This window comes from Arthrobacter sp. MP_M4 (assembly GCF_035984855.1).
In the GTDB taxonomy this organism is placed as follows: Bacteria; Actinomycetota; Actinomycetes; order Actinomycetales; family Micrococcaceae; genus Arthrobacter.
Map to the genome: position 1 here is coordinate 1 of NZ_JAXCHX010000007.1, position 26,943 is coordinate 26,943.

Annotated in this window: 22 protein-coding genes and 1 pseudogene; 14 read left to right on the top strand and 9 right to left on the bottom strand. The window is 67.2% G+C overall.

Features of this window, described 5'->3' with window-relative positions; translation table 11 throughout:
• Positions 1-410, top strand: a pseudogene (locus tag RCH15_RS07745) (hypothetical protein); the annotation flags it as partial.
• Between the two features lie 15 nt (positions 411-425).
• Here RCH15_RS07745 and RCH15_RS07750 read toward each other — a convergent pair.
• Genes RCH15_RS07750 through RCH15_RS07765 form a run of 4 tightly spaced genes read right to left on the bottom strand, consistent with a single transcriptional unit; the run spans position 426 to position 4,322 of the window.
• Positions 426-1,505, bottom strand: a complete 1,080-nt coding sequence (locus RCH15_RS07750) for a glycosyltransferase family 4 protein (protein ID WP_326959698.1) — start codon at positions 1,503-1,505, stop codon at positions 426-428.
• Positions 1,502-2,431, bottom strand: a complete 930-nt coding sequence (locus RCH15_RS07755) for an alpha/beta fold hydrolase (protein WP_326959700.1) — start codon at positions 2,429-2,431, stop codon at positions 1,502-1,504. The genes RCH15_RS07750 and RCH15_RS07755 overlap by 4 nt, the downstream gene beginning before the upstream one ends.
• Positions 2,432-2,441: 10 nt before the next feature.
• Complete coding sequence (locus RCH15_RS07760) at positions 2,442-3,317, bottom strand: aldo/keto reductase (RefSeq protein WP_326959702.1); 876 nt, start codon at positions 3,315-3,317, stop codon at positions 2,442-2,444.
• Positions 3,318-3,359: 42 nt separating this feature from the next.
• Positions 3,360-4,322 (bottom strand): sugar-binding transcriptional regulator, encoded by a 963-nt coding sequence (locus RCH15_RS07765; RefSeq protein WP_326959704.1) that lies wholly within the window; start codon positions 4,320-4,322, stop codon positions 3,360-3,362.
• 125 nt (positions 4,323-4,447) lie between these two features.
• On the opposite strand from RCH15_RS07765, the gene RCH15_RS07770 reads away from it, so the two are divergent.
• The 8 genes from RCH15_RS07770 to holA all read left to right on the top strand — a co-directional run bounded on the left by RCH15_RS07770 (position 4,448) and on the right by holA (position 16,553).
• The gene (locus RCH15_RS07770) at positions 4,448-6,241 is read left to right on the top strand and encodes a glycerol-3-phosphate dehydrogenase/oxidase (protein ID WP_326959706.1); all 1,794 of its coding nucleotides are present in this window, start codon (positions 4,448-4,450) and stop codon (positions 6,239-6,241) included.
• A gap of 157 nt (positions 6,242-6,398) precedes the next feature.
• The gene (locus RCH15_RS07775) at positions 6,399-7,148 is read left to right on the top strand and encodes an MIP/aquaporin family protein (RefSeq protein ID WP_326959708.1); all 750 of its coding nucleotides are present in this window, start codon (positions 6,399-6,401) and stop codon (positions 7,146-7,148) included.
• A gap of 50 nt (positions 7,149-7,198) precedes the next feature.
• Positions 7,199-8,713: a glycerol kinase GlpK gene (glpK, locus tag RCH15_RS07780; protein ID WP_326959710.1), complete on the top strand. Its 1,515-nt coding sequence runs from the start codon at positions 7,199-7,201 to the stop codon at positions 8,711-8,713.
• Between the two features lie 300 nt (positions 8,714-9,013).
• Entirely contained in the window at positions 9,014-11,545 is a 2,532-nt protein-coding gene (leuS, locus tag RCH15_RS07785; protein ID WP_326959712.1) for a leucine--tRNA ligase, read from the top strand.
• A gap of 96 nt (positions 11,546-11,641) precedes the next feature.
• Positions 11,642-12,637 (top strand): DegV family protein, encoded by a 996-nt coding sequence (locus tag RCH15_RS07790; protein ID WP_326959714.1) that lies wholly within the window; start codon positions 11,642-11,644, stop codon positions 12,635-12,637.
• Positions 12,638-12,760: 123 nt separating this feature from the next.
• Positions 12,761-13,612 carry a helix-hairpin-helix domain-containing protein gene (locus tag RCH15_RS07795; RefSeq protein ID WP_326959716.1) on the top strand — a complete coding sequence of 284 codons (852 nt, stop codon included), beginning with the start codon at positions 12,761-12,763 and terminating at the stop codon, positions 13,610-13,612.
• A gap of 11 nt (positions 13,613-13,623) precedes the next feature.
• Complete coding sequence (locus RCH15_RS07800) at positions 13,624-15,606, top strand: ComEC/Rec2 family competence protein (RefSeq protein ID WP_326959718.1); 1,983 nt, start codon at positions 13,624-13,626, stop codon at positions 15,604-15,606.
• The gene (gene holA, locus RCH15_RS07805; RefSeq protein WP_326959720.1) at positions 15,540-16,553 is read left to right on the top strand and encodes a DNA polymerase III subunit delta; all 1,014 of its coding nucleotides are present in this window, start codon (positions 15,540-15,542) and stop codon (positions 16,551-16,553) included. Before RCH15_RS07800 ends, holA begins: the two co-directional genes overlap by 67 nt.
• Positions 16,554-16,690: 137 nt before the next feature.
• Here holA and rpsT read toward each other — a convergent pair whose 3' ends face one another.
• Complete coding sequence (gene rpsT / locus RCH15_RS07810; RefSeq protein WP_226775157.1) at positions 16,691-16,951, bottom strand: 30S ribosomal protein S20; 261 nt, start codon at positions 16,949-16,951, stop codon at positions 16,691-16,693.
• A gap of 174 nt (positions 16,952-17,125) precedes the next feature.
• Positions 17,126-17,731: a type II toxin-antitoxin system PemK/MazF family toxin gene (locus tag RCH15_RS07815; RefSeq protein ID WP_326959725.1), complete on the bottom strand. Its 606-nt coding sequence runs from the start codon at positions 17,729-17,731 to the stop codon at positions 17,126-17,128.
• A gap of 181 nt (positions 17,732-17,912) precedes the next feature.
• Between RCH15_RS07815 and lepA the strand changes: the two genes are divergently transcribed.
• The gene (lepA, locus tag RCH15_RS07820; protein ID WP_326959727.1) at positions 17,913-19,766 is read left to right on the top strand and encodes a translation elongation factor 4; all 1,854 of its coding nucleotides are present in this window, start codon (positions 17,913-17,915) and stop codon (positions 19,764-19,766) included.
• A gap of 42 nt (positions 19,767-19,808) precedes the next feature.
• Positions 19,809-21,047: a radical SAM family heme chaperone HemW gene (gene hemW / locus RCH15_RS07825; RefSeq protein WP_326959729.1), complete on the top strand. Its 1,239-nt coding sequence runs from the start codon at positions 19,809-19,811 to the stop codon at positions 21,045-21,047.
• A 39-nt stretch (positions 21,048-21,086) separates the two neighbouring features.
• Here the strand turns inward: hemW and RCH15_RS07830 are convergent, their stop codons facing one another.
• Both RCH15_RS07830 and RCH15_RS07835 read right to left on the bottom strand, forming a co-directional pair.
• On the bottom strand, positions 21,087-21,506 hold the full coding sequence (locus RCH15_RS07830; protein ID WP_326959732.1) for a DUF4870 domain-containing protein: 420 nt from the start codon (positions 21,504-21,506) through the stop codon (positions 21,087-21,089).
• Positions 21,507-21,666: 160 nt separating this feature from the next.
• Entirely contained in the window at positions 21,667-22,524 is an 858-nt protein-coding gene (locus tag RCH15_RS07835) for a DUF3097 domain-containing protein (RefSeq protein WP_326959734.1), read from the bottom strand.
• 231 nt (positions 22,525-22,755) lie between these two features.
• Here RCH15_RS07835 and hrcA point away from each other — a divergent pair, with 231 nt between their 5' ends.
• From hrcA to RCH15_RS07850, 3 genes are all read left to right on the top strand, one after another.
• Positions 22,756-23,769, top strand: coding sequence for a heat-inducible transcriptional repressor HrcA (gene hrcA / locus RCH15_RS07840; RefSeq protein WP_326959736.1), 1,014 nt, complete (start codon positions 22,756-22,758; stop codon positions 23,767-23,769).
• Between the two features lie 93 nt (positions 23,770-23,862).
• Complete coding sequence (gene dnaJ / locus RCH15_RS07845; RefSeq protein WP_326959738.1) at positions 23,863-24,990, top strand: molecular chaperone DnaJ; 1,128 nt, start codon at positions 23,863-23,865, stop codon at positions 24,988-24,990.
• 2 nt (positions 24,991-24,992) lie between these two features.
• Positions 24,993-25,772: a 16S rRNA (uracil(1498)-N(3))-methyltransferase gene (locus RCH15_RS07850; protein ID WP_326959740.1), complete on the top strand. Its 780-nt coding sequence runs from the start codon at positions 24,993-24,995 to the stop codon at positions 25,770-25,772.
• A 31-nt stretch (positions 25,773-25,803) separates the two neighbouring features.
• Here the strand turns inward: RCH15_RS07850 and RCH15_RS07855 are convergent, their stop codons facing one another.
• A complete protein-coding gene (locus tag RCH15_RS07855) occupies positions 25,804-26,736 on the bottom strand; it encodes a GerMN domain-containing protein (RefSeq protein WP_326959742.1) in 933 nt (310 codons plus the stop codon).
• Positions 26,737-26,943 lie beyond the last annotated feature (207 nt).

A 26,943-nucleotide genomic window follows, 5' to 3' on the forward strand; every position in this document is an offset into this window, starting at 1 on the left:
CGCCGGCAGCTCAGACCCCGGACCCGCAAACGAACCCGGGGCCGCCACTGGACAAGGGCCAGGGCCGGACACCGCCACCGGACGAGGAACACGACGCGGGCTTGGACTGGGACCTCCCACCGGATGACGATCCGGGCTGGAACCCGCCACCGGATGACGATCCGGGCAGGAACCCGCCACCGGATGACGATCCGGGCTGGAACCCGCCACCGGATGACGATCCGGGCTGGAACCCGCCACCAGGCGACGATCCGGGCTGGAACCCGCCGACGGACTGGGACCCGGACGGGAACCCGGACTGGGACCTGGACGCGGAGCTGGACACGGGACTACCGCCGGACCCCGGCCCGGACCCCGACCAGGAACTCCCCGTCGACCCTCTACCCGCAAAGTATCAACTCGCGGCCTGACGGCAAGGCTGCAACCTAGCGGCGTGCGTGGAGCGCCAGGGCTTCTTCCGCAGCGTCCAGGAGCCTGCGGGCCGACTCGTCCCAGCTGAAATCCGCTGCGCGTTCCACCCCGCGGCGGGACCGTGCTTTCCACACGTCCGGCTCCTCCAGCTTCCGCACCGCGGCCGCGAACTCCTCCGGGGAGTCCGGATGGACGTAGCTGACGGCGTCCCCGCCCACCTCCCGGAAAATTGCGATGTCGCTGGCTATCACGGGGGTGCCATGGGACATCGCTTCAACGAGGGGCAGTCCGTAACCCTCGGCTTTGGAAAGGCTGATCAGGGCCGTGGTTCGCCCCAGCAGAGCCTCATACTCAGCGTCGGTGACGCCGTTATGGAACACGATGTGCGCGCCGGCGGGTGCCAGGGCCTGGAGTTCCGCCCGGCGTTCGGGGGTGATCCGGCTGAGCAGGTGCAGAGTCATGTCCGGCAGCTCCGCCATTCCCTTGACCATGGTTTCGACGTTTTTGTACGGCATGAAGGACCCCATGTACAGCAGCGTCTTGTCCGCCCCTGCGCCAGCATCCCGGGGCGTATGTCCGTGCTGCGGGGCGTTGCCGACGATTCGGACGGGCCTGCTGGTCAACCGGTACTTCGCGATCAATGCCGCGGTAGTGGAGCTGATGGTTGCGACGACGTCGGCCCGGTTCAGGAGCAGGCGCTGGGGCCAGAAAGCCTTGTGGTACAGCCGCCAGAGGACCCGCACCGGAGCCGGCAGGAAGCCCGGAGGCGCCGGGTGTTCGTAGTAGATCAAATCGTGCAGGGTCAGCACCAGCGGGTACCTCCGGCCCCAGCTGCCCATGGTCTGCATGGGGCACACCACAACATCGGCGCCCAGGTTGTTCACCTTGGACGCGACGAATATCTCGGCGGGGGACAGCGGGCTGTTGATCAGGGTGTAGGGCACGTCCGGCAGCAGGGCCAGTTGACGGACATCGCTGATCAGCATGGAGACATCGGCGACTTTGGCAGTGGCCGCGATCAGGCTTGCACCGTAGCGGCTGATGCCGTCATGGTGGTCCAGGCGGGTGAAACGGGCATCGACAATAATTTTCACGAGGAATGGTCCTTCAGGAAGCGTCGGATGGCCGCCGCGGCGGGCTCCGGGGTTTCGTAGTGGATCAGGTGCCCGACGTCGGGGATCACAGTGAGGGCTGCATCCGGCAGGAGGCCCAGCAGAATGTGCTGGTCCGGCAGCGCGGCGATCTCGTCCTTTTCACCGGCGATCAGCAGCACCGGAAGCGTAAGGGCGGAGGCCACCTCGGCCACGTTGCTGCCCACCGAGGCCTTGAACGCCTCCAGCAGGCTTTGCCGGTCCGCGAACGCGGAGAAATAGGCGCTGTGCTGGGCGTGCACAAATCGGCGGAGGTTCTTGTCCTTGGTCTTCGCCATCGCCTCGCTCATGATCCGGACGATCAACTGGCTGCGCAGCAGGCCCTGGCCCAGCCGGCGCGGCAGCCGTGCCGCGGCTTCGTAGTACAGGACGGCGAGTTTGGTCATCAGCCCCTTGGACCCCTCCAGGGCAGGGGCAGCGATCGGGTTGATCAGGATCAGTTCACTGACCCTTCCAGGGTGGGCTGCCACGAAATGGCTCGCCACGATGGAGCCAAAGGAATGCCCCAACAGGACCGTGTCGGGGCCCAGGTGCAGCGCCGCCATGAATTCGGCCAGGAACTGGATGTACCGCTCGACGCTGTGTCCGGAATCGGGAAAAGCGGCGGAGCTGCCGAAGCCGGGCAGATCCGGCATGATGAGACGCATTTCGGGGAGCTGGTCGGCCACCCGGAGCAGGCCATGGTGGTCGCCGCGGAAGCCGTGCACCACCAGGATGGTCTGTGTCTCCGGGGTCACGCGGACGGGCTCGTAGGCCCAGTACGCAGCCCGCGTACCGGCAAGGTCCACTTCCGCGGCGTGGGTGCGGGCGTCGAGGCCGGCGCTGAACAGGGGAGTGCCGGGGGAGGGCTGGGTGGCCACATGATCCATTCGATGAGTCCTAATTGACAGTGTTCGGGTTGGAGCCGGTGCGGACGCCGCGGTCCAGGCCGGCCAGGGCGTCCATGGCGGAGTCGTCCAGGCTGAAGCCGAAGACGTTCAGGTTTTCCCGAATCCGGGCGGAGGAGCTTGCCTTCGGGATGGCGACGTTGCCGAGCTGCATATGCCAGCGAAGGATGATCTGGGCAGGGGTCTTGCCGTGCGTGGCCGCCAGGTCCACGACCACCTCGTCCTGCAGGACCTGGCCGCGCCCCAGGGGGCTCCACGCCTCGGTGGTGATGCCGAGCCCGCTGTGCAAGGCGCGCAGCTCCTCCTGCTGGAGCCAGGGGTGAAGCTCGATCTGGTTCACGGCCGGGATGACCTCGGCAGTCTGCAGCAGGCGGTCCAGATGGTCCGGTTCGAAGTTCGAGACTCCGATGGCCCGGGCCCTGCCCTCCCGGTACATCGTCTCCATGGCTTTGTAGCTCTGGGAGTAGAGACCCCGTTGCGGGCAGGGCCAGTGGATCAGGTACAGATCGACGTACTCCAGTCCAAGGTTGGCCATGGACGTGTCAAAGGCGCGCAGCGTTGCGTCGTAGCCCTGGTCGTCGTTCCAGAGCTTGGTAGTCACGAACAGGTCCTCGCGGGAGAGCGAAGGGGAGGCCTCGCCGGAGCCGCCGCGGGCGTTGCGCCCGTCGAATCCGGATAAAGCCCCGATGCCCCGGCCAACGCCTGCCTCGTTGCCGTACATGGCGGCGGTGTCGAAATGCCGGTAGCCGGACTCCAGCGCCATGGTCACCAGGTCCGGAGCGTCGGCAGCGGGCACCTTGTAAAGTCCAAACCCCAACTGATCAATCAGTACACCGTTGTTGAGGCTGAGCCGGGGAGAGGGTTTCATAACCCCGACTTTACCGACTCCGCCGCCCGTCCTCCCCACGGCTCAGGACAAGCCGTCGAAGCTGACCAGGCGCCGGGCGCTGGCCTCATCGAGGATCAAGTCGGTCGCCAGGCCTGCAGCAAGAGCACCGCGCAGTCCGTTGATCTTGGACGCTCCCGAAACCACACAGATTCTTCGGCGGACCTGGCGCAGCTGGGCAAGGTCCGGGCCGGTAGAGCGCTCGTTCAAGGTGATGCCGTCCGAAGAGCCATCGGCACGGAAAAACACCGTGGCGACGTCGCCCACGACGTCCGAGGTAGCCAGGACGTCGAGGTCGTTCTCGTCCAGGTAACCGCCTGCGTAGACGTGGCTGGGATAATCGGCGTCCACCGATCCGACGCCGAATATCGCGATACTCATGCGTGCCTGCAGCTCCAGGATGCGCTGCACACTGCGCTCATTCCACATGGCATCCTTCGTCGCGGCGTGATCGAAGAACGCCGGGACCGGAAACTGCTCCACCCGCGCACCGTAGGCGCTGCCGAAGCGGCGCATGATGTCGGCGGCGTAGGTGATGCCCGTGGTTTCCATGTTTCCAGCGCCGTTGAGCTGGACGATCACGCAGTCGTGCGTGATTTTGCGGGTCAGGTGCCGGCTGACTGCGCTCAAGGTCGAACCCCAGGCGACGCCGATGATGGCGTTTGAGTCCACCAGCGGCCCAATGGTCCGGGCTGCCTGCATGGCCACGCGGTCCAGTGTTTCCGCCTCATTGAGGGTGTCCACTACCGGAACCACGTGCACGTCCACCTTGTATTCGGCACGGATCATGCTCTCCAGCTCCGGGCCGGTATCCAGCGGGCTGCGGATTTGGATCTGCACCAGGCCGGATTCACGGGCCGAAGAAAGCAGGCGCGATACGGTGGACCGCGACGTGCGCAGCTCCCGCGCAATCGCGTCCATGGTCAAGTCCTGCAGGTAATACAACTGGGCGGCGCGGAGGGCGTCGGAGCTGCGTGAGGGTGTCATCCCACTTCCGTTCTGCACGTTTGTGCATAGTGCTTGACTCCATTTTCCAATACTCCAAAGAATAGTGATGAACGGCGGCGCGCCGCAGGGCGCGCCGCACAGAACCAGACCCAAAGGAGCAGTTCTTGGGACAGAAGGATTCAGCCCGCAACCAGGCATCGACCGGCGAGCGGGCATCGGTGCGCAAGCTGCGGACGCGGCCGCACGCACAGGTGCTCATTATCGGCGGCGGCATCAACGGCGTGGGCACGTTCCGGGACCTCGCCCTGCAGGGCGTGGATGTCGCCCTCGTGGAGCGCGGTGACTACTGCCAGGGAGCCAGCGGCGCCTCCTCGCACATGATCCACGGCGGCATCCGTTACCTCGAGAACGGCGAGTTCCGCCTCGTTCAGGAATCGGTAGTGGAACGCAACCGGCTGCTGCGCATCGCGCCGCACTACGTGAAGCCGCTGCAGACCACCATCCCTATCTTCAGCACGTTCTCCGGCATTCTGTCCGCGCCGCTGCGGTTCCTCACCCACAAGCAGCAGGGTGCGCCGAAAGAACGCGGTGCCTTCTTGATCAAGCTCGGCCTGAGCATGTACGACTCCTTCTCCCGTGACGGGGGAACCGTGCCGCGCCACCAGTTCCGTGGCCGCAAGCGTGCACTGGCTGAGCTGCCGGCGCTGCACCCGGGCATCAAGTACGCTGCGACCTACTTCGACGCTTCCGTCCACAACCCGGAGCGCCTCACGCTGGACGTCCTCCAGGACGGCGAAAAGGCCGGGGCTGCCGGAGCCAGTGACGCCCGCGCCAGCAACTACCTCTCCCTCGTGTCCGTGAAGGACGCGGCCGGAGCGGGGCGCACAGGCAGCACCGTGGAACTCCGCGACGAGCTGACCGGTGAGCTGTTCGAGTTCTCCGCCGAAGTCATCGTCAACACCACCGGAGCCTGGGTTGACCAGACCAACCAGGCGATGGGTGCGGCATCGGCCTTCATGGGCGGCACCAAGGGCTCGCACATCGTGCTGGACCACCCCGAACTGCTGGCTGCCTGCAACGGCCGCGAAATCTTCTTCGAACACACCGACGGCCGGATCGTGCTGATCTACCCGATGGGGGACCGCGTCCTCGTCGGCACCACGGACATCGACGCCGACATGGCAGCCGATGCCGTCTGCACCGAGGAGGAGATCGACTACTTCTTCGACCTGATCGGCCACGTCTTCCCGGACATCGCCGTGGACCGGGACCAGATCGTCTATACCTTCTCGGGAGTCCGTCCGCTGCCCAAGCACGACGCCACACAGCCGGGCTTCGTCAGCCGTGACTACCGCATCGAACACCGCGCGGCCGGGGAGGGCAAGTCCGGCGCCGCCGTGCTCAGCCTTGTCGGCGGAAAATGGACCACCTTCCGCGCCCTGGCCGAGCACCTGAGCAACGACGTCCTCGCCGAGCTGGGAATGGAGCGGAAAGTCTCGACGGCGAAACTCGCCATCGGCGGCGGCGACGGCTTCCCGGACAGCGAGGACGGCGTCCAGCGTTGGATCAAGACACACATGGCGGAGGGCCGGGACGCGGACCGGACCGCCGTGCTGCTGACCCGCTACGGCACCCGGGCTGAGGAAGTCATCCGCTTCCTCGACGGCGCCGCTGGCTCCGCACCGGATCGGCTCCTGCACTCAACCCGTGAGCTCAGCGTCCGCGAACTGGAGTTCATGGCCCGCAACGAGCAGGTGGGGCACTTGATTGACGTCCTGATCCGCCGTACCTCCCTTGCCTTCCGCGGGCTGGTCACCGGCGAACTTCTCAACGAAGTCGCCGAGATCCTCGCCGGGCCGCTGGGCTGGGACGCGGCAGCCCGGGCTTCCGAGATCACCCACGCCCAGGAGGTGCTCAAGCGGTTCCACGGTGTCCAGGTCCACAGCCTGGTCTCCTGATAGACCTCGGCGCCCGGACGGGGGACCTCCGGGCGCAAGGACTGCGCGGTTCATTTGGGGACCGGCGCAGTGGCCGGCCGGCAGCGCCAACGCGTTGCCGGCCCAACAGCCTCTCAAACTCGCGAGAGGCTGACAACAGAAAATAGAGGAGTCAAAGATGTCTCTTGGAATAGTTTTCCTGTCCGAAGTATTCGGTACCGCGATGCTGACCCTGCTGGGTTGCGGCGTCGTGGCGAACGTGGCACTCAAAGGCACCAAGGGCAACAACGGCGGGTTCCTGATGGTGACCTGGGGATGGGGCATCGCCGTCTTCGCCGGTGTCTATGTCGCCGCCAAGTCCGGGGCGCACCTGAACCCGGCCGTCACGTTCGGCCTGCTGCTCAATGGCAAGAAGGAGTACGCCCCCGGCGTTCCGGTTGACTTCGCCTCCACCTTCACCTACTTCGGCGGTGAACTGCTCGGCGCCTTCCTCGGCGCTGTCGTGATGTGGCTGGCCTACAAGCAGCACTTCGATGCTGAGCCGGAGTCCGCCAACCAGCTGGGCGTGTTCTCGACCGGCCCGGCAATCCGCTCCACCCCGTGGAACCTGATCACGGAGATCGTCGGCACCTTCGTCCTCGTCTTCGTCATCCTGACCTTCGGTGGAACGCCTTCGGGCCTCGGACCGCTGGCGGTGGCACTGCTGGTCGTCGGCATCGGTGTGTCCCTCGGTGGCCCTACCGGCTACGCCATCAACCCGGCCCGTGACCTCGGCCCGCGCATCGCCCACGCCCTGCTGCCCATGAAGGGCAAGGGGTCCTCCGACTGGAGCTACTCCTGGATTCCCGTCGTCGGACCGCTGGTCGGTGGCGGCCTCGCCGGCATCGTCGCAGCCGTTGTGCCCATCATCGCCACTGCGGCCGCCTGAAACCCCCTGCTGACTCATTTACCTGCCATTCCCAAGACAAGGACGTCAACATGAACCAGTACGTAATCGCCATTGACCAGGGCACCACCAGCAGCCGCGCCATCGTGTTCGACCACAGCGGCAATATTGTTTCCTCCGGACAAATGGAACACGAGCAGATTTTCCCGCAGGCAGGCTGGGTGGAGCACGATCCCGCCGAGATCTGGAACAACACCCGTGAGGTCATCGCTTCCGCCCTCTCCAAGGCCAACCTGACCCGCCACGACATCGCCGCCGTCGGCATCACCAACCAGCGCGAAACCGCCGTTGTCTGGGACAAGACCACCGGCAAAGCCGTGTACAACGCGATCGTCTGGCAGGACACCCGTACCCAGTCGATCGTGGACGAGCTGGCCAAGGACGGGGGACCGGACCGGTTCAAGCAGAAGGTGGGCCTGCCGCTGGCCACCTACTTCTCCGGCACCAAGATCAAGTGGATCCTGGACAACGTCGAGGGTGCCCGCGCCAGAGCCGAAGCCGGGGACCTCGTCTTCGGCAACACCGACGCATGGGTGCTTTGGAACCTGACCGGCGGGACCGACGGCGGCGTCCACGTCACGGATGTCACCAACGCCTCACGGACCCTGTTCATGGATCTCGAGACCCTCTCCTGGGACCAGGAGATCCTGGACGCTTTCGGTGTCCCCGCGTCGATGATGCCGGCCATCAAGTCCTCTTCCGAGGTCTATGGCACGGTCCACACGTCCCAGCTGCTGCGCGAGGTTCCGGTCGCCGGCATCCTCGGTGACCAGCAGGCAGCCACGTTCGGTCAGGCCGCGTTCGACGCCGGCGAGGCCAAGAACACCTACGGCACCGGCTGCTTCCTCATCTTCAACACCGGTGAGGAAATTGTCCACTCCAAGAACGGGCTGCTGACGACGGTGGGCTACAAGCTCGGCGACGCCAAGCCGCACTACGCCCTGGAAGGCTCCATCGCCGTCACCGGTTCGCTGGTGCAGTGGCTGCGGGACAACCTTGGCATGATCAGCAGCGCCCCGGAAGTGGAGACACTGGCGGCCGCCGTCACGGACAACGGCGGCGTGTACATCGTTCCGGCGTTCTCCGGACTCTTCGCCCCCTACTGGCGTTCGGACGCCCGCGGTGCGATTGTCGGCCTGACCCGCTTCGTGAACAAGAACCACATCGCCCGCGCGGCGCTGGAAGCTACCGCCTTCCAGACCCGCGAAGTGCTCGACGCCGTCAACGCGGACTCCGGCGTGCCGCTGACGGAACTGAAGGTCGACGGCGGCATGGTCGCCAACGACGCACTCATGCAGTTCCAGGCAGACATCCTGGGTGTCCCGGTAATCCGGCCCAAGGTCGTGGAAACCACCTCCCTGGGTGCCGCCTACGCCGCCGGGCTCGCCGTCGGCTTCTGGAAGGATCTCGGCGAATGTTCCGCCAACTGGTCCGAGGACAAGCGGTGGGAACCGCAGATGGAACAGTCCGAGCGCGAACGCCAGATGCGTCTCTGGAAGAAGGCCGTCACCAAGTCCATGGACTGGGTCGATGAGGACGTGAAGTAGCTGCAGGGCCCCGAAAAGGGGCCGGTGACTCCCCGCCACACCATGGCGGGGAGTCACCGGCCCCTTTTCCAGTTCAGCTTCGAGGGGTTTGTGGGTGCGCTAAAGTAGAGCTATGCGTGCAATCCTTCTGCTTAGCTAGCCGCGCGGCATCCCGATAAAACCCGGATTGCCAAGCGGCCGCCCCTCCGTGTCGAGGGGCTTTTGTGTGTCTGGGCCCATCGCCGGCCCGCAGCAGCGGACTAAGGGTTCAGGCGGGACAGTCCTGATCCGAGATAATTGACAGAACAGAAGAGGCCAGCAGTGAGCGTTCAGCCGGAGACAGACACCGGAACACCAGCAGTGGCAGCGGGGGCCCCCGAAGAGGGTGCCTACAGCTTCGCGACCATGGAAGCCAAATGGCCGCAGGTCTGGGAAGACCTCAAAGTCTTCACGCCCGTCGACGACGGCTCCAAGGAGCGGCGGTACGTTCTGGACATGTTTCCGTACCCCTCCGGCGATCTTCACATGGGTCACGCCGAAGCGTTTGCCATGGGAGACGTCGTCGCCCGGTACCTCCGCCAGCAGGGCTACGATGTACTGCACCCGATCGGCTGGGACTCCTTTGGCCTGCCCGCCGAGAACGCGGCCATCAAGCGCAACGCCCACCCCAGCGAGTGGACCTACGCCAACATTGACACCCAGGCGGCGTCGTTCAAGCGCTACGCCATCTCGGCCGACTGGTCCCGGCGGATCCACACGTCCGACCCGGAGTACTACCGGTGGACCCAGTGGCTTTTCAAACGCTTCCACGAGCGCGGCCTGGCCTACCGCAAAAATTCGCCCGTCAACTGGTGCCCCAAGGACCAGACGGTGCTGGCCAACGAACAGGTCGTCAACGGCGCCTGTGAGCGTTGCGGCACACAGGTCACCAAAAAGTCCCTGAACCAGTGGTACTTCAAGATCACCGACTACGCCGACCGGCTGCTCGAGGACATGGACGAACTGCGCGGGCACTGGCCCGAACGCGTCCTGGCCATGCAGAAGAACTGGATCGGACGGTCCGAGGGCGCGCACGTCACCTTCGTCATCGAGGCCGACGCCGGCAAGCCCGCCAAGGACGTCCAGGTGTTTACCACCCGACCCGACACCCTGTTCGGTGCGACGTTCTTTGTCGTCGCGGCCGACGCGCCGATCGCCGTCGAACTGGTCACCGCCGAACATGCCGGGGCCCTGGACGCCTACCGCGAACAGGTCAAGGCGCTCTCCGAAATCGAACGGCAGTCCACCGAGCGGGAAAAGACCGGTGTCTTCACCGGCCGGTACGCCATCAACCCGCTCAACGGCGAGAAGCTGCCCGTCTGGGCAGCCGACTACGTGCTGGCGGACTACGGCACCGGCGCCATCATGGCCGTCCCCGCCCACGACCAGCGCGACCTCGACTTCGCGCGCACCTTTGACCTGCCGGTACGGGCAGTGCTGGATACCGGCGAGGAGGATCCCGCCGTCAGCGGGACGGCGACGACGGGCGAGGGCACCCTGATCAACTCCGGTGCCCTGGACGGCCTGCCCAAGGCAGAAGCCATTCCGGCCGCCATCGAAATCCTGCAGCAGCAGGGCGCCGGCGAGAAATTCGTGAACTTCCGTCTGCGCGACTGGCTGCTCAGCCGGCAGCGCTTCTGGGGCACCCCGATCCCGATCATCCACTGCCCTGCCTGCGGGGAAGTCCCGGTGCCGGACGATCAACTGCCTGTCACCCTGCCGGCGGACCTGCGCGGGGAGGACCTGTCCCCAAAGGGCACGTCGCCGTTGGCCGCCGTCGAAAGCTGGGTCAATGTTCAGTGCCCCAGTTGCCACGGCCCGGCCAGGCGGGACACGGACACCATGGACACGTTCGTGGATTCCTCCTGGTATTTCCTGCGTTTCGTCTCGCCCCAGTTCACGGACGGCCCGTTCGATCCGGAGAAGATCAATGACTGGATGCCGGTGGGGCAGTACGTGGGCGGCGTGGAGCACGCCATCCTGCATTTGCTTTATGCGCGGTTCTTCACCAAAGTCATCCACGACCTCGGCATGATCGACGCCGACGAGCCCTTCAGTGCACTCCTGAACCAGGGACAGGTGCTCAACGGCGGCAAAGCCATGAGCAAGTCCCTGGGCAACGGCGTTGACCTCGGCGAGCAGTTGGACAAGTACGGCGTCGACGCCGTCCGGCTCACCATGATCTTCGCCTCCCCGCCGGAGGACGACGTCGACTGGGCGGACGTCTCGCCGTCGGGTTCTGCAAAGTTCCTGGCCCGCGCCTGGCGGTTGGGCCAGGACGTTGCCAGTGCTCCGGGCGTCGACTTCGCCGCGGGCGACCGCGCCCTGCGTACCGTCACGCACCGCACGATCGCCGACGCCGAAGCCTTGCTGGACCACAACAAGTTCAATGTGGTCGTGGCCAAGCTCATGGAGCTCGTCAACGCGACCCGCAAGACTATTGATGCGGGCACCGGAGCGGGAGGCGCCGATCCGGCGGTCCGCGAAGCCGTCGAGGCCGTCGCGGTCATCCTGAGCCTCTTCGCGCCCTACACGGCAGAGGATCTCTGGAACGTGCTGGGGCACCCCGCCTCGGTGGCCAATGCCGGTTGGCCCGCGCACGACCCCGCCCTGTTGGTGCAGGACACCGTCACCGCCGTCGTCCAGGTGCAGGGCAAGGTCCGTGACCGGCTCGACGTCTCCCCGGAGATCGGCGAGGACGAGCTGCGGGAACTGGCGCTGGGCTCGGAGAATGTCCAGCGTGCCCTCGATGGCCGCAGCATCCGCACCGTCATCGTGCGGGCGCCTAAACTGGTCAACATCGTCCCGGCTTAGCGGGGCAGACTGTCCGTTGGTCCGGCCGCCGGGGTCTCCCGGCGGCCGGACCGTGCCGCGTGTTCGACAGCCAGAGCAGAGAGCAAGAGGTTCCGCATGCCCGATCGCGACCCCGCGGGGTGGCCGTGGCTCAAGGAGCGCCTCGGCGGCTTACGCCAGCCCCGGTCCACTGCCCCCGGCAACAGCCCCGCCGTGGTCCGCACGGCCGTGGTCACGGACTCCGCTGCGGCACTGCCGGCCGACTGGGTCCGCGCCGTCTCCGGCGACGGGCGCCTTGCCGTCGTCCCGATGCCGGTGATGGTGGGAGCGGAGATCTACGGCGAGGGTGAGGACGACATCACCGACACCATCGCGCTGGCTCTGGCGAGCGGTAAGCCCGTCAAGACCTCCCGGCCTTCCCCGGGCCAGTTCGAGCAGGCCTACCTGGCTGCCGGACGGCTGGGCTTTGATGCTGTCGTCTCGGTCCACATCTCCGGGGAACTGTCCGGAACTGTCGACTCAGCCCGGCTCGCCGCTGCCCGGGTAGGCATCCCCGTGGAGGTCATTGACTCGCGGACCGTCGGCATGGCACTGGGCATGGGCGTCCAAAGTGCCGTCCGCGCAGCCACGGGCGGCGGAGCAGCGGCGGAAGTTCGGACGTCCGCCGAGCAGGAGCTAGCCCGCACCAGGGTTTACTTCTATGTGCCGAGCCTCGAACAGCTGCGCCGCGGCGGACGGATCGGAGCGGGGGCGTCCATGTGGGGCACCATGTTCTCCATCAAGCCCCTCCTCGCGGTCGTGGACGGCAAAGTGGTGCCGCTGGAGAAAATTCGATCCGCGGCGAAAGCCATCGCACGGCTCCAGGAGATCGCCGTGTCCGACGCCGCCAGCCGCCCGGCGGGGCTGGCAAGGTTCGCGGTCCACCATTTCGGCAACCCCGCCGAGGCCGACCAGCTGGCTCTGGAGCTGGCCACGGCGGTTCCCGGAAGTCCGCCCGTTCAAATCAGCGCGCTGCCCGCCGTGCTGGCTGCCCACGCCGGACTTGGTGTCCTTGCTGTGGTGGTCGGGGAGACCACTCCTGCCGCGGATCCGGAACCATCCGCCGGGATATAGCCCGGCCTCCAGGCCGGTGTCCTGGGCCCCGCCGGCCCGGCGGCCTGCTGCCGCCGTATCCCGGTATCCACATAGGACACCTCGACCCCGAGGGGCGCTGCCGGCGCTTCGTAGGATGGGCGCATGCCGCGCCACGATCCGGGATACCCAGCCAGCAGCGGAGACGGCCATGCCGCGCGCAGGCTGTCCGCTGCCGTAGCCGGCCCCGCAACAGATGCCGGCCTGCTCTCCATACCGCCGCTGGTCTCCGGTTCTGCACCTCAGCCCGGGCCGGAACCCGGTGACCCGCCAGTCCGCCGCGGTCCCCGTCTCAGGTGGCGCACCGGTGCCCGCGCCGCCGCAGTGCTGTGCCTGGTCGCCGCAGTGTTCCTCGGCTGGTTCTGGTGGCAGGCGGCGCATGCCCCCACGGATCTCGGCCCGCTAAGTTCCACCGGGATCGCAGCGGACGGCGATGGGCCCGCTCCGGATTCCCATCCCGAACCCGACCCCGTCATTTCATCGCCGCCCGCCACGGGAAAGATCATCGTGCACGTGGCCGGTGCCGTTGTCCGGGCCGGCATCGTGGAATTGCCGCAGGGGAGCCGGCTGCACGAGGCCATCGCTGCGGCGGGAGGTGGTTCCCCGGATGCCGATTCGGGCCAGCTCAATCTCGCGGCTGTCCTTGAGGACGGACAGAAAATCCTGGTGCCGCGGCAGGGCGAAACTGTTCCGGACGGAACCCCTCCGGCCGGTGATGCGGCCGCCGCGGGCGGACCGTCCTCCGGTGCGCTCCCGACCGCTGCCGGGAAGATCAACCTGAACACCGCCAGCGTCGAGGAACTGGCCACCCTGCCGCGCGTCGGGCCGGTGCTGGCCCAACGGATTGTGGACTGGCGCGGCCAGCACGGTCGTTTCCAGCGGGTGGAAGAACTGGACGCCGTGGACGGTGTCGGCGAGAAGATGCTCGCAGCCCTGTTGCCGCTGGTCCGGGTCTGAGGGAGCCCGGCATGGAGCGGGCCAGCCGCTGGCAGCAGTACATTGACGCAGCCCTTGGCCGCGGTCCCGGCAACGACCCGGAAGCAGAGAACGCGCTGCCACCGCCCGGGCTCTCCGGGCCGCCGGGGCCGCCTGGACAGCCGGGACAGCCGGGGCCTCTTGGACAGCGCCCGCGCCGTGTGAGGTTCAGGGACCTCATCGAGTCCTTTCCGGGCCCGGCCCGGTCCCACAGGAACCGGGAGCACCTGCTGCGCAGAACCGACGTCCGCCTGGTTCCTTCGGCGGTGCTGGTCTGGGCCACGGCAGCGGCGGCGCCCCACTTAAACCCGGCACAGCTGGCGGTGCTCGGCCTGAGCTTCCTGGCAGGGGCGGGGCTCCTCCTGCTCCGGGCAGGGTCCGTTTGCAGGAGGCGGAAAACCGGTGGTCCGGCCCGGCGGAGTTTCCTCGCAACGCTGGCGGTGGCGTTGCTTCTCGCCGCGGCGACGGCCGGGCATGCCGCCGCCGAATCCGCCGCCGGGAATGAGGAGGCCGTGTCCGCTGCCGCTGCCGGAGGCCACACCGTGGCAGTGGAGGTGGAGGTCTCGGGGGCACCGCGGCGGCTCACGGCTCCCGGACGTTCCGGGCTATCGGACCGCTGGGCCGTGCCGGCCACCATGATTGAAATGACCTTCGACGCCCACCGGGTCCGCGCGCCGGCGCGGTTGCTGGTGCTGGGTGGCGCCGACTGGGAGCATGCCAACCCCGGCATCCGGATCCGGACCACCGGCAAGCTCAAACCTCCCGGACCCGGCCAGGCTGAAGCGGCGGTCCTCTCGGCAAGTTCCGCGCCGCTCGCGATCGGTCAACCCGGGCCCTGGCAGTACGGCCCACGGGAGCTCCGGAGCCGGTTCTCCGATGCCGCCGGGCAGTTCGCGGGAGATGCCCGCGGGCTCCTTCCGGGAATGGTCACCGGTGACACCAGCTCCGTGGACCCGGACCTGGACACTGCCATGAAAACGGTCGGAATGACCCACCTGACGGCAGTCAGCGGGGCAAACTGCAGCATCATTCTGGGTGCCTTTCTGCTGGGCGCGCGCAGCCTGCGGTCCAATCGTGCAGTGACTGCGGTCCTGTGCCTGGGCGGGCTGGCCCTGTTCGTCCTGATGGTTGGCCCGGACGCCAGCGTCCTGCGGGCCGCTGTGATGGGCGCCATTGGCCTCGTGGCCCTGGCCGGAGGCCGCCCCGGACGGGGGCTGAGCCTCTTGTGCCTCGCAGTGGCAGGACTCGTGCTGGCGCAACCGGCGTTGGCCATCAGCTTCGGGTTCCTGCTCTCCGTCCTTGCAACGCTCGGCATCGTGATGACGGGCAGGGCAATTCTGGGCTGGTTTCCGGAGTGGGTGCCGCGGTGGGCGGCGGCCGGAGTAGCGGTTCCGCTCTCTGCCCAGACTTTCTGCGGCCCCGTGATCGTCTTGCTGCAGCCGCAATTCTCGGCCTATGCCCTGCCCGCCAACATCGCTGCTGCTGTCCTTGTCGCCCCTGTGACGTTGCTGGGGACGGCGGCTGTGCCGCTGGCAGCTCTGGCCCCTGCCCTCGCTACAGTGCCGCTGGCCGTCGCGGCCGCCTTCGCCAACGGGGTGGGCGGAATCGCACGTTTCTTCGCCGGCTTGCCCGGCGCTGTCCTGCCCTGGCCGGAAGGCGCCTTCGGCGTGGCCACGATGACGCTGTTCTCCGCTGCCGCCCTCGCCGCCTGCTGGCTGGGCTGCCACCCTGCCCGGACGGTGGGGCTGGCCCGGGCCGCCCATGAACGGACTGTGGCGATGCTCGACCGGATGCTGCCTCCCCATGACCGTGGCGGAACAGCCATGCGTGGGCGCCGCTCCGGCTTGGTGCACCGTCCAGGCCGTGGCAGGCTTAGAACCTGCAAACAACCTTCCGGGAGGAAACCTCAGTGGCTGCTGCCCAGACCCCACGCGCCCGGCCCGCGGCGGCGAATACCGCCACCTGGCGTGATGTGACCCCTGCCGCCGTCGTGCTGGTAGGCGGGCCGGAAGACTATTTGGGATCCCGCGCCATGGATCGCATCAGGGCACAGGTCCGTGCCGCAGCCCCGGACGTCGAGATAACACGGCTCAATGCCGGCAACTACGAGCCGGGTTCCCTCGCAATGAATGTCAGCCCGTCCCTGTTCGGCGAGCAAAAGCTCATCGAAGTGGAAGGCCTCGAGGGCATGAACGATGCGATCCTGGCGGACGGGCTGAAGTATCTCACCAGTCCCGAGCCGGACGCTGTGCTGGTCTTCCGCCATAGCGGGGGCGTGCGCGGTAAGAAGCTGCTGGACGCCATCAAAGCCGGCGGCTGGCCGGTGGTGGACTGCCAGCCGCTGAAGAAGGATGCTGACAAGATAGCGTTCGTGACAAACGAGTTCAGGGCCGCCTCGCGGCGCATCGAAGCGGATGCCGTGCACGCCCTCGTCAACGCCGTCGGCGCAAGCCTGGCTGAACTTGCCGCCGCCTGCAGCCAACTCATTGCCGATGCCGCTACCGGCGTGGACGCCGCCATGGTGGACCGGTATTACGGGGGCAGGGTCGAAGCCTCGGCTTTCAAGGTAGCCGATGCCGCAATGGCCGGGAACGCCCCGCTGGCACTGTCCACCCTGCGCCACGCCCTCGATACGGGCGCGGACCCGGTTCCCCTCGTCGCGGCGCTGGCCGCGAAACTCCGCACACTCGCCAAGGTCGCCGGCGCCCAGGGCTCCTCGTCCCAGATTGCCAAGCAACTCGGCATGCAGCCCTGGCTGGTGGAACAGGCGCAGCGGGAGGTGCGGCGCTGGACTCCCGAGGGCCTGGTCCGGTCCATTCAGGTGACCGCCGAGGCGGACGCCCAGGTCAAGGGCCTCTCCCGGGACCCGGTTTACGCCGTCGAACACGCCGTGACGGTGATTGCGACGTCGGTGCGCCGCTGACGGAGGGCCTGCAGGGCCGGAGCCGATCCGGGCGGCGCGGCCTGCGCCCGCCCGGAGGCGTATCCGGTGGCTTAACTGGAGGTGGCCGGCACCCGAGGGTGCCGGCCACGATCATCAGTTCGAGTGAACTGGAAGCCTTAGAGCGCGTTGACCTTCTTGGAGATGGCCGACTTGCGGTTGGCAGCGTTGTTCTTGTGCAGAACACCCTTGCTGACAGCCTTGTCCAGCTTGCGGCTGGCGGAAAGCAGTGCGGTAGCCGCAGCATCCTTGTCGGTGGACTCAACGGCGGTGTTGACGGCGCGGATGGCCGTCTTCAGCTCGGACTTGACTGCGTTGTTACGCAGGCGGGCCTTCTCGTTGGTGAGGATGCGCTTCTTCTGGGACTTGATATTAGCCACGTGTGAACTCTCTTTTTCAATGCGGAAAATGGTCTAGAGGGCTTTCAGATTGGCCATTGACTGAGCGGCGTGGGGATACCTATGGCGACCAACCATCTGTGGCCGTCGACCTGCACGGACACACAGCTGTCAATAGTAGCAGAAAGGCAGGCAGGGTGGCGATTGCGCGGACGCTTAGCGCCACCCGTGGCGGGCCTGCAGGGCCGCGGCCACAATACTGAAGCTTTTGGCATCGAGGATGGCACCTTCACGCCGGACATCACGCGGATTGATCTGCAGGATCCGGTCCAGTTTCGCTTCGCTGGGGCGCCCCTGCGAGTCCCAGCGGCCGGTGCCAATGTCGACATACTCGCCGGTCCGGCGCGGATCGCCGTCGTGGTCCTTGCTGGTCAGCATGAGGGCCAGCAGATACCGGCCGCCGGTGCCCACCAGCAGTACGGGGCGGTCCTTGCCCCGGGAATAGTCCTCTTCGTACGGTACCCAGGTCCAAACGACCTCACCCGGCTCGGGCAGGCCGTTGGGGGAGGGGGCGTAGGTAATCGTCGCCGTTCCGCGGAAGTCGCCGGGATACGTGCCGGTCAGGCCGGCGGCGGCATGCCCCGCACCGGGGCGTCCGCCCGGTTTGGTGCCGGGCAGTTTCCCGCCCGGACGGCCTGTGGCGGGCTTCGGTGCGGACGGCCGGGCTTTGCCGGAGCTCCCGGGCGTCGAGCCGGGGCGTCCTTCGAGCAGGCGCAAAGCGCCGCGGACTGCGTTGCCAATTGAGCGTAAGTTCCAAGCCATGGGGATACCATACCGGCCGCCCGGCCGGGCAGGAGGATGCACTCCGGCGGGCCCGGACGTGGGAGACTATAGGAACGATAAACGCGGCACGCCGCAGGACGGACACCCGTCCGCAGCGCCGTTCCGCTCAAAAACCACCAGTATTGCCGTCAGTCAGTATTGCCAACAGTAAGGACCCTGCGTGTCTCCCATGGCCCGCACCGCCCCGGTGCCTGCCGCAACAGATCCGGCCATCATCCGGAACTTCTGCATCATTGCGCACATTGACCACGGCAAGTCCACGCTGGCCGACCGGATGCTCCAGTACACCGGCGTCGTCCAGTCCCGTGACATGAAGGCCCAGTATCTGGACCGCATGGACATTGAGCGCGAACGCGGCATCACCATCAAGTCCCAGGCAGTCCGCATGCCCTGGGAGCTCGACGGCATCAGCTACGCGCTGAACATGATCGACACCCCCGGGCACGTTGACTTCACCTATGAGGTCTCCCGGTCCCTGGCCGCCTGCGAAGGCGCCATCCTTCTGGTGGACGCGGCCCAGGGCATCGAGGCCCAGACCCTCGCCAACCTCTACCTGGCGATGGAAAACAACCTCACCATCATTCCGGTCCTGAACAAGATCGACCTCCCTGCGGCGCAGCCTGAGAAGTACGCGGCGGAACTCGCCAACCTGATCGGCGGCGACCCGGACGACGTGCTCCGCGTTTCCGGCAAAACCGGCATGGGCGTCGAGGTGTTGCTGGACAAGATCGTCCGCGACCTGCCGGCCCCCGTGGGCGACCCGGACGCGCCGGCCCGCGCCATGATTTTCGACTCCGTCTATGACACCTACCGCGGCGTCGTCACGTACGTCCGCGTGGTTGACGGCATGCTGCATCCCCGCGAACGCATCCAGATGATGTCCACCCGTGCCACGCATGAACTCCTGGAGATCGGCGTCAGCTCCCCGGAACCCACCCCCTCTAAGGGCCTGGGCGTCGGGGAAGTGGGCTACCTCATCACCGGGGTGAAGGACGTGCGCCTGTCCAAGGTGGGCGACACCGTCACCAACCTTGCGAAGCCGGCCACCGACTCCCTCCCGGGCTACGCGGACGCCAAGCCGATGGTCTTTTCCGGTCTGTACCCGCTGGACGGCACCGACTACCCGGTGCTCCGCGATGCGCTCGAGAAGCTGATGCTCAACGACGCCGCACTGGTTTACGAGCCAGAGACGTCCGCAGCGCTGGGCTTCGGCTTCCGGGTAGGCTTCCTGGGGCTCCTGCACCTGGAAATCACCCGCGAGCGGCTGGAACGCGAATACAACCTGGACCTGATTTCCACCGCCCCCAACGTGGAATACGAGGTGACGCTCGAGGACAAGAAGGTCGTCCACGTCACCAACCCCAGCGAATACCCGACCGGCAAGGTCGCCGAGGTGCGCGAACCGATGGTGTCCGCCACCATCCTGGCGCCCAACGAATTCGTCGGCGCCATCATGGAACTGTGCCAGAGCCGCCGCGGCGTCATGGGCGGCATGGACTACCTCTCCGAGGACCGGGTGGAGATCCGGTACCGGCTTCCGCTGGCCGAAATCGTCTTCGACTTCTTCGACATCCTCAAGTCCCGGACCCGCGGCTACGGTTCGCTGGACTGGAAGGCCGACGGCGATCAGGTCGCCGATCTGGTCAAGGTGGACATCATGCTTCAGGGTGAACAGGTGGACGCTTTCAGTGCCATCACCCACCGGGAGAAGGCCTACGCGTACGGCGTGATGATGACCGGCAAGCTGCGCGAACTCATTCCACGCCAGCAGTTCGAAGTGCCCATCCAGGCTGCCATCGGATCCCGCATCATTGCCCGGGAAAGCATCCGCGCCATCCGCAAGGACGTGCTCGCCAAGTGCTACGGCGGTGACATCACCCGGAAGCGCAAACTGCTGGAGAAGCAAAAGGAAGGCAAGAAGCGCATGAAGATGGTGGGCCGCGTCGAGGTCCCGCAGGAAGCCTTCATCGCCGCCCTCACCACGGACGAGTCCAAGGACAAGGCTAAGAAGTAGCCGTGCCTGCAACCACCGTCCCCGCGCAGCCCGGCCCGGCCGGTGCCTAGCGCCCTTCCGCTGGGCGATCCAGCACCACCGGACGGGCTGTTGCCCGGCCAGGCGCTGGAGAGCGCCGCCGGCCGGGCGTTCGGGCTCTACGTGCATATCCCGTTCTGCGCCGTGCGCTGCGGCTACTGCGACTTCAACACCTACACCGCCACCGAGCTCGGCGGCGGCGCGTCCCAGGACGCCTACGCCGGCACCGCCGTCGCCGAAGTCGGCTTCGCGGCGGACGTGCTGACGACCAGCGGCTTACCGGAACGCCCGCTCAGCACCGTCTTTTTCGGCGGCGGCACACCCACCCTGCTCCCGGCGGAGGACCTGGCCCGCATCCTCACCGCCGCCGTCGCAGCCTGGGGCCTCGAACCCGGCGCCGAGGTCACCACCGAGGCGAACCCCGACTCCGTGACGCCGGAATCCCTGCAGTTGCTCGCCGACGCCGGGTTCACCCGTGTGTCGTTCGGCATGCAGTCGGCGGTACCGCACGTGCTCAAGGTGCTGGACCGCACCCACACGCCCAGCCGTGTACCCCAGGCCGTCCAGTGGGCCCGGGAGGCCGGACTGGCCGTCAGCCTCGACCTGATCTATGGAACACCGGGGGAGTCGCTGGCCGACTGGCGCTACTCGCTGGAGACCGCGCTGTCCTATCAGCCGGACCACATCAGCGCCTACGCGCTGATTGTCGAGGAAGGCACCAAGCTCGCCGCGCAGATCCGCCGCGGCGAGGTCCCGGGAATCGATGACGACGACCACGCCGCCAAATACGAGCTCGCCGACCAGCTCATTTCCGCCGCCGGGCTTTCCTGGTACGAGGTAAGCAACTGGTCCCGCACCCCGGAGCAGGCCTGCCGCCACAACCTTGCCTACTGGCGGGGCGATGACTGGTGGGGAATCGGCCCCGGAGCGCACTCCCATGTGGGTGGCGTGCGCTGGTGGAACGTCAAACACCCCGTCGCCTATGCCAGCCGGCTTGACGCCGGGCTCTCACCTGCCGCGGGCCGGGAAACCCTCGATGCGCAGACCCGCAACGTCGAACGCGTCATGCTGGAAGCCCGCTTGAATTCAGGGTTGGAGATCGCCAGCCTGGGCGGGCTGGGGGACACCGGGCGGCACGCCGTCGCAGGCCTCATCGCCGACGGGCTCGTTGACCCCGCCGCGGCTTTCCACGGCAGCCTGATCCTGACGCTGAAGGGCCGGCTGCTCGCAGACGCGGTGGTCCGCCGGATCCTGCCGGACTGATCCGACCGGGCTGGGCCCGGCCAGACGGGAGTTCCAGCCCTACTGGACCCAGCGGAGATTGTAGCCGTAGCGGTGCGGCTGGCCGCGGTTGACGTGGATGCCGGCGGCCACCGAGAAGCACGTTACGGCGATCCAGATGATTGTGGCCAGGACCGCGAAAATATTGCCAACCACCGGAACGAACACCAGCAGGTTGCACACTACCGCTGCAATCGTGGGCGGCAGCGTGAAGTTCAGGGCTTCCTTGGATTCCTGCGCCGTGAACGGGCCGCGGTCCTTGAAAATCAGGTAGATCACCAGCGCGGGCACGCAGCCCAGGATGCCGCCGAAGTGGGCCAGAGTTGCCCACTGCCGGTCCTCACTCGCAGTAAGCGGCAGTGCATTTGCCGGAACGCCATGGTACGGGGGCTGGCCATGGCCGGCCTGGTTGCCGATGTGTTCGCGTGCGTCGTCTGCCACGGTGTGTCGTCCTTTAGGAGTGCGGTGGTGCATTGGTGCCGGGAGGTGCCGGGGCTGCGCAGGGGGCGCAGCCGCCGTACCAAGAATACGTGCTCGGGCGCGGAATCACGGATCGGCCCGCTGGCAGATGCTTCTGACCGGTGCTTTTCGGAAGCACCGCTCAGGGAACTGTGAGGAAGTCTATAACCTCTTCCACCCGGCCCAGCAGGGATGGCTCCAGATCGGCGTAGTTGCGGACCGCGCCGAGGAGTTTCTGCCAGCCCAGGCCGATGTCCTCCTTGGTGCTGTGCGGCCAGCCGAAGGCCGTCAGGATCCCGGTCTTCCAATCTACGCCGCGGGGGATCACCGGCCACGTCTCGATCCCCAGGACGGCGGGCCGAATCGCCTGCCAGACGTCCACGTAGGGGTGGCCGACGATCAGGACATTGCCGGCAGCGCCGGGGGATGCCATCACGGCGGCGGCAATCCGGGATTCTTTGGAATCGGGCACCAGGTGGTCCACCAGGACGCCCAGGCGCCGCCCGGGCCCGGGGCGGAAGGCTGCCACCGCGCCGGCGAGGTCGTCAATGCCATGCAAAGGTTCGACGACGATGCCCTCCACCCGCAGATCGTCACCCCAGACCTTCTCGACGAGCTCTGCGTCGTGCTTGCCTTCCACCCAGATCCGGCTCGCTTTGGCGACCTGGGCGCGCTGGCCCTCCACCCGGACCGAACCGGACGCGGTTCTGGCGCCTGCCGCGGCCGCGCCGGTTGGCGCCGGGCGGGGCGCCGGGGGCATCAGGCGGATCGGCTGGCCCTCCAGGAGGAAACCGAAACCGAGGCGGAATGACCGGGATTTGCCGCGGCGGTCTTCAAGGGCAACCACATGCATCCCCCCGGACTTCTCCACCCGCGTAACGGCACCCACCCAACCGGACTGCACGTCCTCGAGCACCATTCCGCGCTCCACGGGCACTTCCGGGAGCTGGGCTTTGGCGGGGGCAGAGAGGTCCTGCGGGCCCCAGTTCTGGTATGACATCGGATACACACTGCTTTGCGTTCGGTTTGCTGCGGGCGGGCTGTGCCCCAAAACACGCGCCCCGGGAGGAACGCCCGGAGCGCATCCAATGCTAACAACGGGGTGACTCATATTAGACTGGTTAGCACTTAGGCATGTCGAGTGCTAACCACTGCTCATCCGGCCACCGTGCGTCCGCCACGGCCGGCGGGAACTGGCACCGGATGCAGGACAGTCGAGAGGAGGTGGAGTGTGAGCGAACCACGCAAACTTGAAGTGCTGCGGGCCATTGTGGAGGACTATGTCCATTCGCGGGAACCCGTCGGCTCCAAGGCCCTTGTGGAGCGGCACCACCTCGGCGTGTCCAGCGCCACCATCCGTAATGACATGGCTGCCCTGGAAGACGAGGGCCTGATCACGGCTCCGCACACCAGTGCCGGGCGCATCCCCACCGACAAGGGCTACCGGCTCTTCGTGGACCAGATCTCGGCGGTCAAGCCACTGTCACCCGCGGAGCGGCGGGCCATCCAGGCCTTGCTGGAGGGCTCCGAGGACCTCGATGACGTCCTGGACCGGACAGTCCGGCTGCTCTCGCAGCTGACCAACCAGGTCGCCGTCGTGCAGTACCCGCACCTCAGCCGGGCCAAGGTACGGCACATCGAATTCGTCCTGCTGGCGCCCCGCAAAGTGCTGGCGGTGCTGATCGCGGACACCGGCAAGGTGGAGCAACGCGTCATCGACGTGGCACAGGACCTTTCGGATGAGGCGTTGTCGGAACTGCGCACGCGGTTCCTCGGCAGCCTCACCGGGACCCCGCTGAACCTGCTGCCGCAGTCCTTGCAGTCCGTGGCCGCCAGCTGCCCGCCCGCGCGGCGCGGCGCCGCCCAAGCCCTGGCCCGCGGCCTTGAGGCACTGGCCACCAGCAGCCGCGAGGAACGCATGGTGATGGCCGGAACGGCCAACCTGGCCCGGTCCAACGTCGATTTCCCGCTGACCATCGGCCCGGTCCTGGAAGCCCTCGAGGAACAGGTGGTCATGCTCCGCCTGCTCAGTGACATGGCGGCGGACCCGAGGGGCGTCACGGTCAGCATCGGCCGGGAGAACCCGTACGACGGTCTCGCAGAGGCGTCGGTGGTGGCCACCGGCTACGGACCGGATGCGACTGCGAAAGTTGGAGTGCTGGGCCCCACCCGGATGGACTATCCCACCACCATGGCCGCCGTCCGGGCGGTCGCCCGCTACCTTTCCAGGATCCTTGGCCCCTGACGGGCCGGGTCCACCCTCCACCGCGCGGCCCACGAGCCGGGCATCAGACTTCTTGCCCCCAACAGGCAGTACTACCAGGAAGAGAAACACACTTTGAGCAGCCACTACGACGTCCTTGGAGTTTCCCGCGAAGCCACGGGCGAAGAGATCAAGAAGGCCTACCGAAAACTGGCCCGGACACTCCATCCCGACGTAAACCCCGGGGACGACGCGTCCGACCGGTTCAAGGCCGTCACACACGCCTACGAGGTGCTGTCCGACCCGCAGAAACGCCGGATTTACGACACCACCGGTAACGAGAACGGCAACGACAACGGCTTCGGCGGCGGCAACTACGCCGGCCAGGGGTTCGCGTTCCAGGATATCTTCGAGACCTTCTTCGGCGCCGGCGGCCAGGGCGGGCCCGCGTCCAGGGTCCGCCGCGGCCAGGACGCGCTGATCAGCGTCCGGATCGAGCTCCGCGACGCCGTGTTCGGTGTCAACAAGAAGCTTGAAGTGGACACCGCCGTGACCTGCCCCACCTGCGAGGGGTCCTGCTGCCAAAAAGGCAGCCACCCGGAACGCTGCGACATTTGCGGCGGCAGCGGCCAGGTCCAGCGCGCGGTGCGGTCCATCCTGGGACAGGTCATGACCACGGCTCCCTGCGGGTCCTGTGAGGGCTTCGGCACCGTCATCAAAGATCCCTGTAACGAATGTGCAGGCCAGGGCCGGATCCGCAGCCGGCGCACCCTGACGGTCAAGGTTCCCGCCGGCGTCGCCACCGGCACCCGCATCCAGCTTTCCGGGCAGGGCGAGGCCGGCCCTGCCGGCGGCCCCGCAGGGGACCTCTACGTGGAGATCCGGGTCAACAACGACGCCACGTACGTTCGCGACGGCGACGACCTGCACGCCAGCCTGAACATCCCCATGACGGCGGCCGCGCTCGGCACCGAACTCAACCTTGACACCTTCGACGGCCAGCAGGAGATCGACGTCAAGGCCGGTACCCAGTCCGGGGAGATCATCACCCTGCGCGGGCTCGGCGTCACGCACTTGCGTGGCTACGGCCGCGGCGACCTCAAGGTCCACCTGCAGGTGGACACCCCGGCCAAGCTCGACGCCGCCCAGGAGGATCTGCTGCGCCAGCTCGCTAAACTGCGCGGCGAACAGTTCACCGAAGGAAAACTTGCCGCGAGCGGCGGGGTCTTCTCGAAGCTTCGGGACCGGCTCGGTAACCTGTAGCGGTGAGCAACCCGGTCTTCTTCACCTCCCCTGGCACCCTCGACGGGCTGGCCCCGGGGTCCGTCTTTGTCCTGCACGGACCGGAGGCCCGCCATGCTGTCACGGTGAAGCGCCTCGCCGTGGGGGAGATGGTCGATATTGCCGACGGCGCCGGCAAACGGCTGACCGGAGCCGTCTCCGCCGCCGAGCCAGGCGGGCTGACGGTGGAATGCTCAAAGCTTTCGGAGGAGCCCCGTCCCGGAATCCGCCTGGTGCTGGTTCAGGCCCTCGCCAAGGGTGACCGGGACGAGCTCGCCGCCGAGACCGCCACGGAACTGGGGATCGACGCCGTCGTGCCGTGGCAGGCGGAACGGTCCATCGTCCGCTGGAAAGCCGACCGCGCGGCCAAGGCCCACGCCAAATGGCAGTCGGTGGTCACGGCGGCGGCCAAGCAGGCACGCCGGGCCTGGATCCCGGAGGTCCGCGCCGCCCTCGACGGCGCCGGCCTCCAGGCAGCAGTCGCCGGCGCCGACCTCGCCATCATCCTGCACGAGGACGCAGTGCGCCCGCTGCGCCAGGTCCTGGAGGACTGGCGGGGCGCCGGGTCCGGGGCGGGAGGGCCGGACGCCGGGCGCGAGGTCCTGTTGATCGTCGGACCCGAGGGTGGTATCAGCCCGCGGGAAGTGACCAGGCTCTGCGACGCCGGCGCCGTAACAGCCCTGCTCGGGCACCACGTGCTGCGCTCGTCCACGGCCGGGCCGGCCGCCACCGTCCTCGCCAGCGACATCCTGGGCCGCTGGTAGGGGACCGCCGGCGCGCCCGCTGCGCCGCCGGCTAATTGACCGTAAACCCGCGGGTATCCACGAACAGGTGCTGGTCCGGGTTGCCTTCCCCGACCTGGGAGACCCGGACTTCGTAGCTGCCCGGTCCCAGGTTGGCGGCGATGCTAAAAGCTCCCGCCTGTCCCGCGTCGGCCGACGCCGTGGCCGTCCCGTTCAAGTATTGGGTTTCGACGCTGCCATCGATGCGCAGAATGTCCCACCGGAGCTTCCCTCCTGCTACGGTGCTGCGGCCGGAGATCTTGATGGCACCATCGCCCAGGGAGGTCCCTTCCTGGGGATCAATGATCCACACCGGCGCCACCATCCCGGCGCTGCGTGAGGTTGGGGAGCCAAGCCGGACGTGGTTGAAAGCGACGTAGTCGGTGTGCCCGTCGACGAGCACCACCACCTGGACCAGCTGGCCGGCATCGATGAGCCCGGCGCTGGCAGCCGCCGCCGATGCGGTGTAGACAAGTTGCTGGACCGCACGCTCGGCCATGGCCGGATCCACGTTGCTGTTAAACGCATCCGCCGATAGATCCACGGTGATCACGTTCTTGCCGGAAATCGAGCTTGCCAGCTTCTTCGGGTTCTGCCACGGCGTAAAGAAGTCCGGATCCAGCGGTTTCTGGGACATCATGACCCGCAGCGCCCGGGTCACCGGGTTGTCCTCTTCCGGGACATCACGGAACTCCCGGTAAAGGAATGTGCTGTCGTCGCTGCGGCCAATCCAGTACACCGGTGCCTTGTTGGACGCCTGGGACGTTTCCAGCGGCGCGCTCGTGGTCGGTGCGGACGGCAGGGCCGAGAGGGCCTGCGACGGCGAGTCTGAATCGGTGATGCCGGGCTGGGATGAGGCCACGCAGCCGGAGAGGGCAAGCGCCGCGGGCAGCACGAGCACCAGCACGGCCCGGCGTGTCCGCCGGCCTGCTGCTGCCTGAGTCATCCTGCGTTGCCTGATGGCCGCCGCCCTTTGCTGTTCGGTTCTCTTTTTGTTGCCGTTAGGTGCGCTCGTTCTCTGCTTCCCCGCCCGGCTGATCCTGCCGCGGCTGAGGCCGATTTCCAGCATGTCACACGGCTCTGGGCGTAAACCGTGGATTCCGCCGGCGGCCCCGAACTGCAACGGGAACGATATGCGCCCGATGCAGAGTTG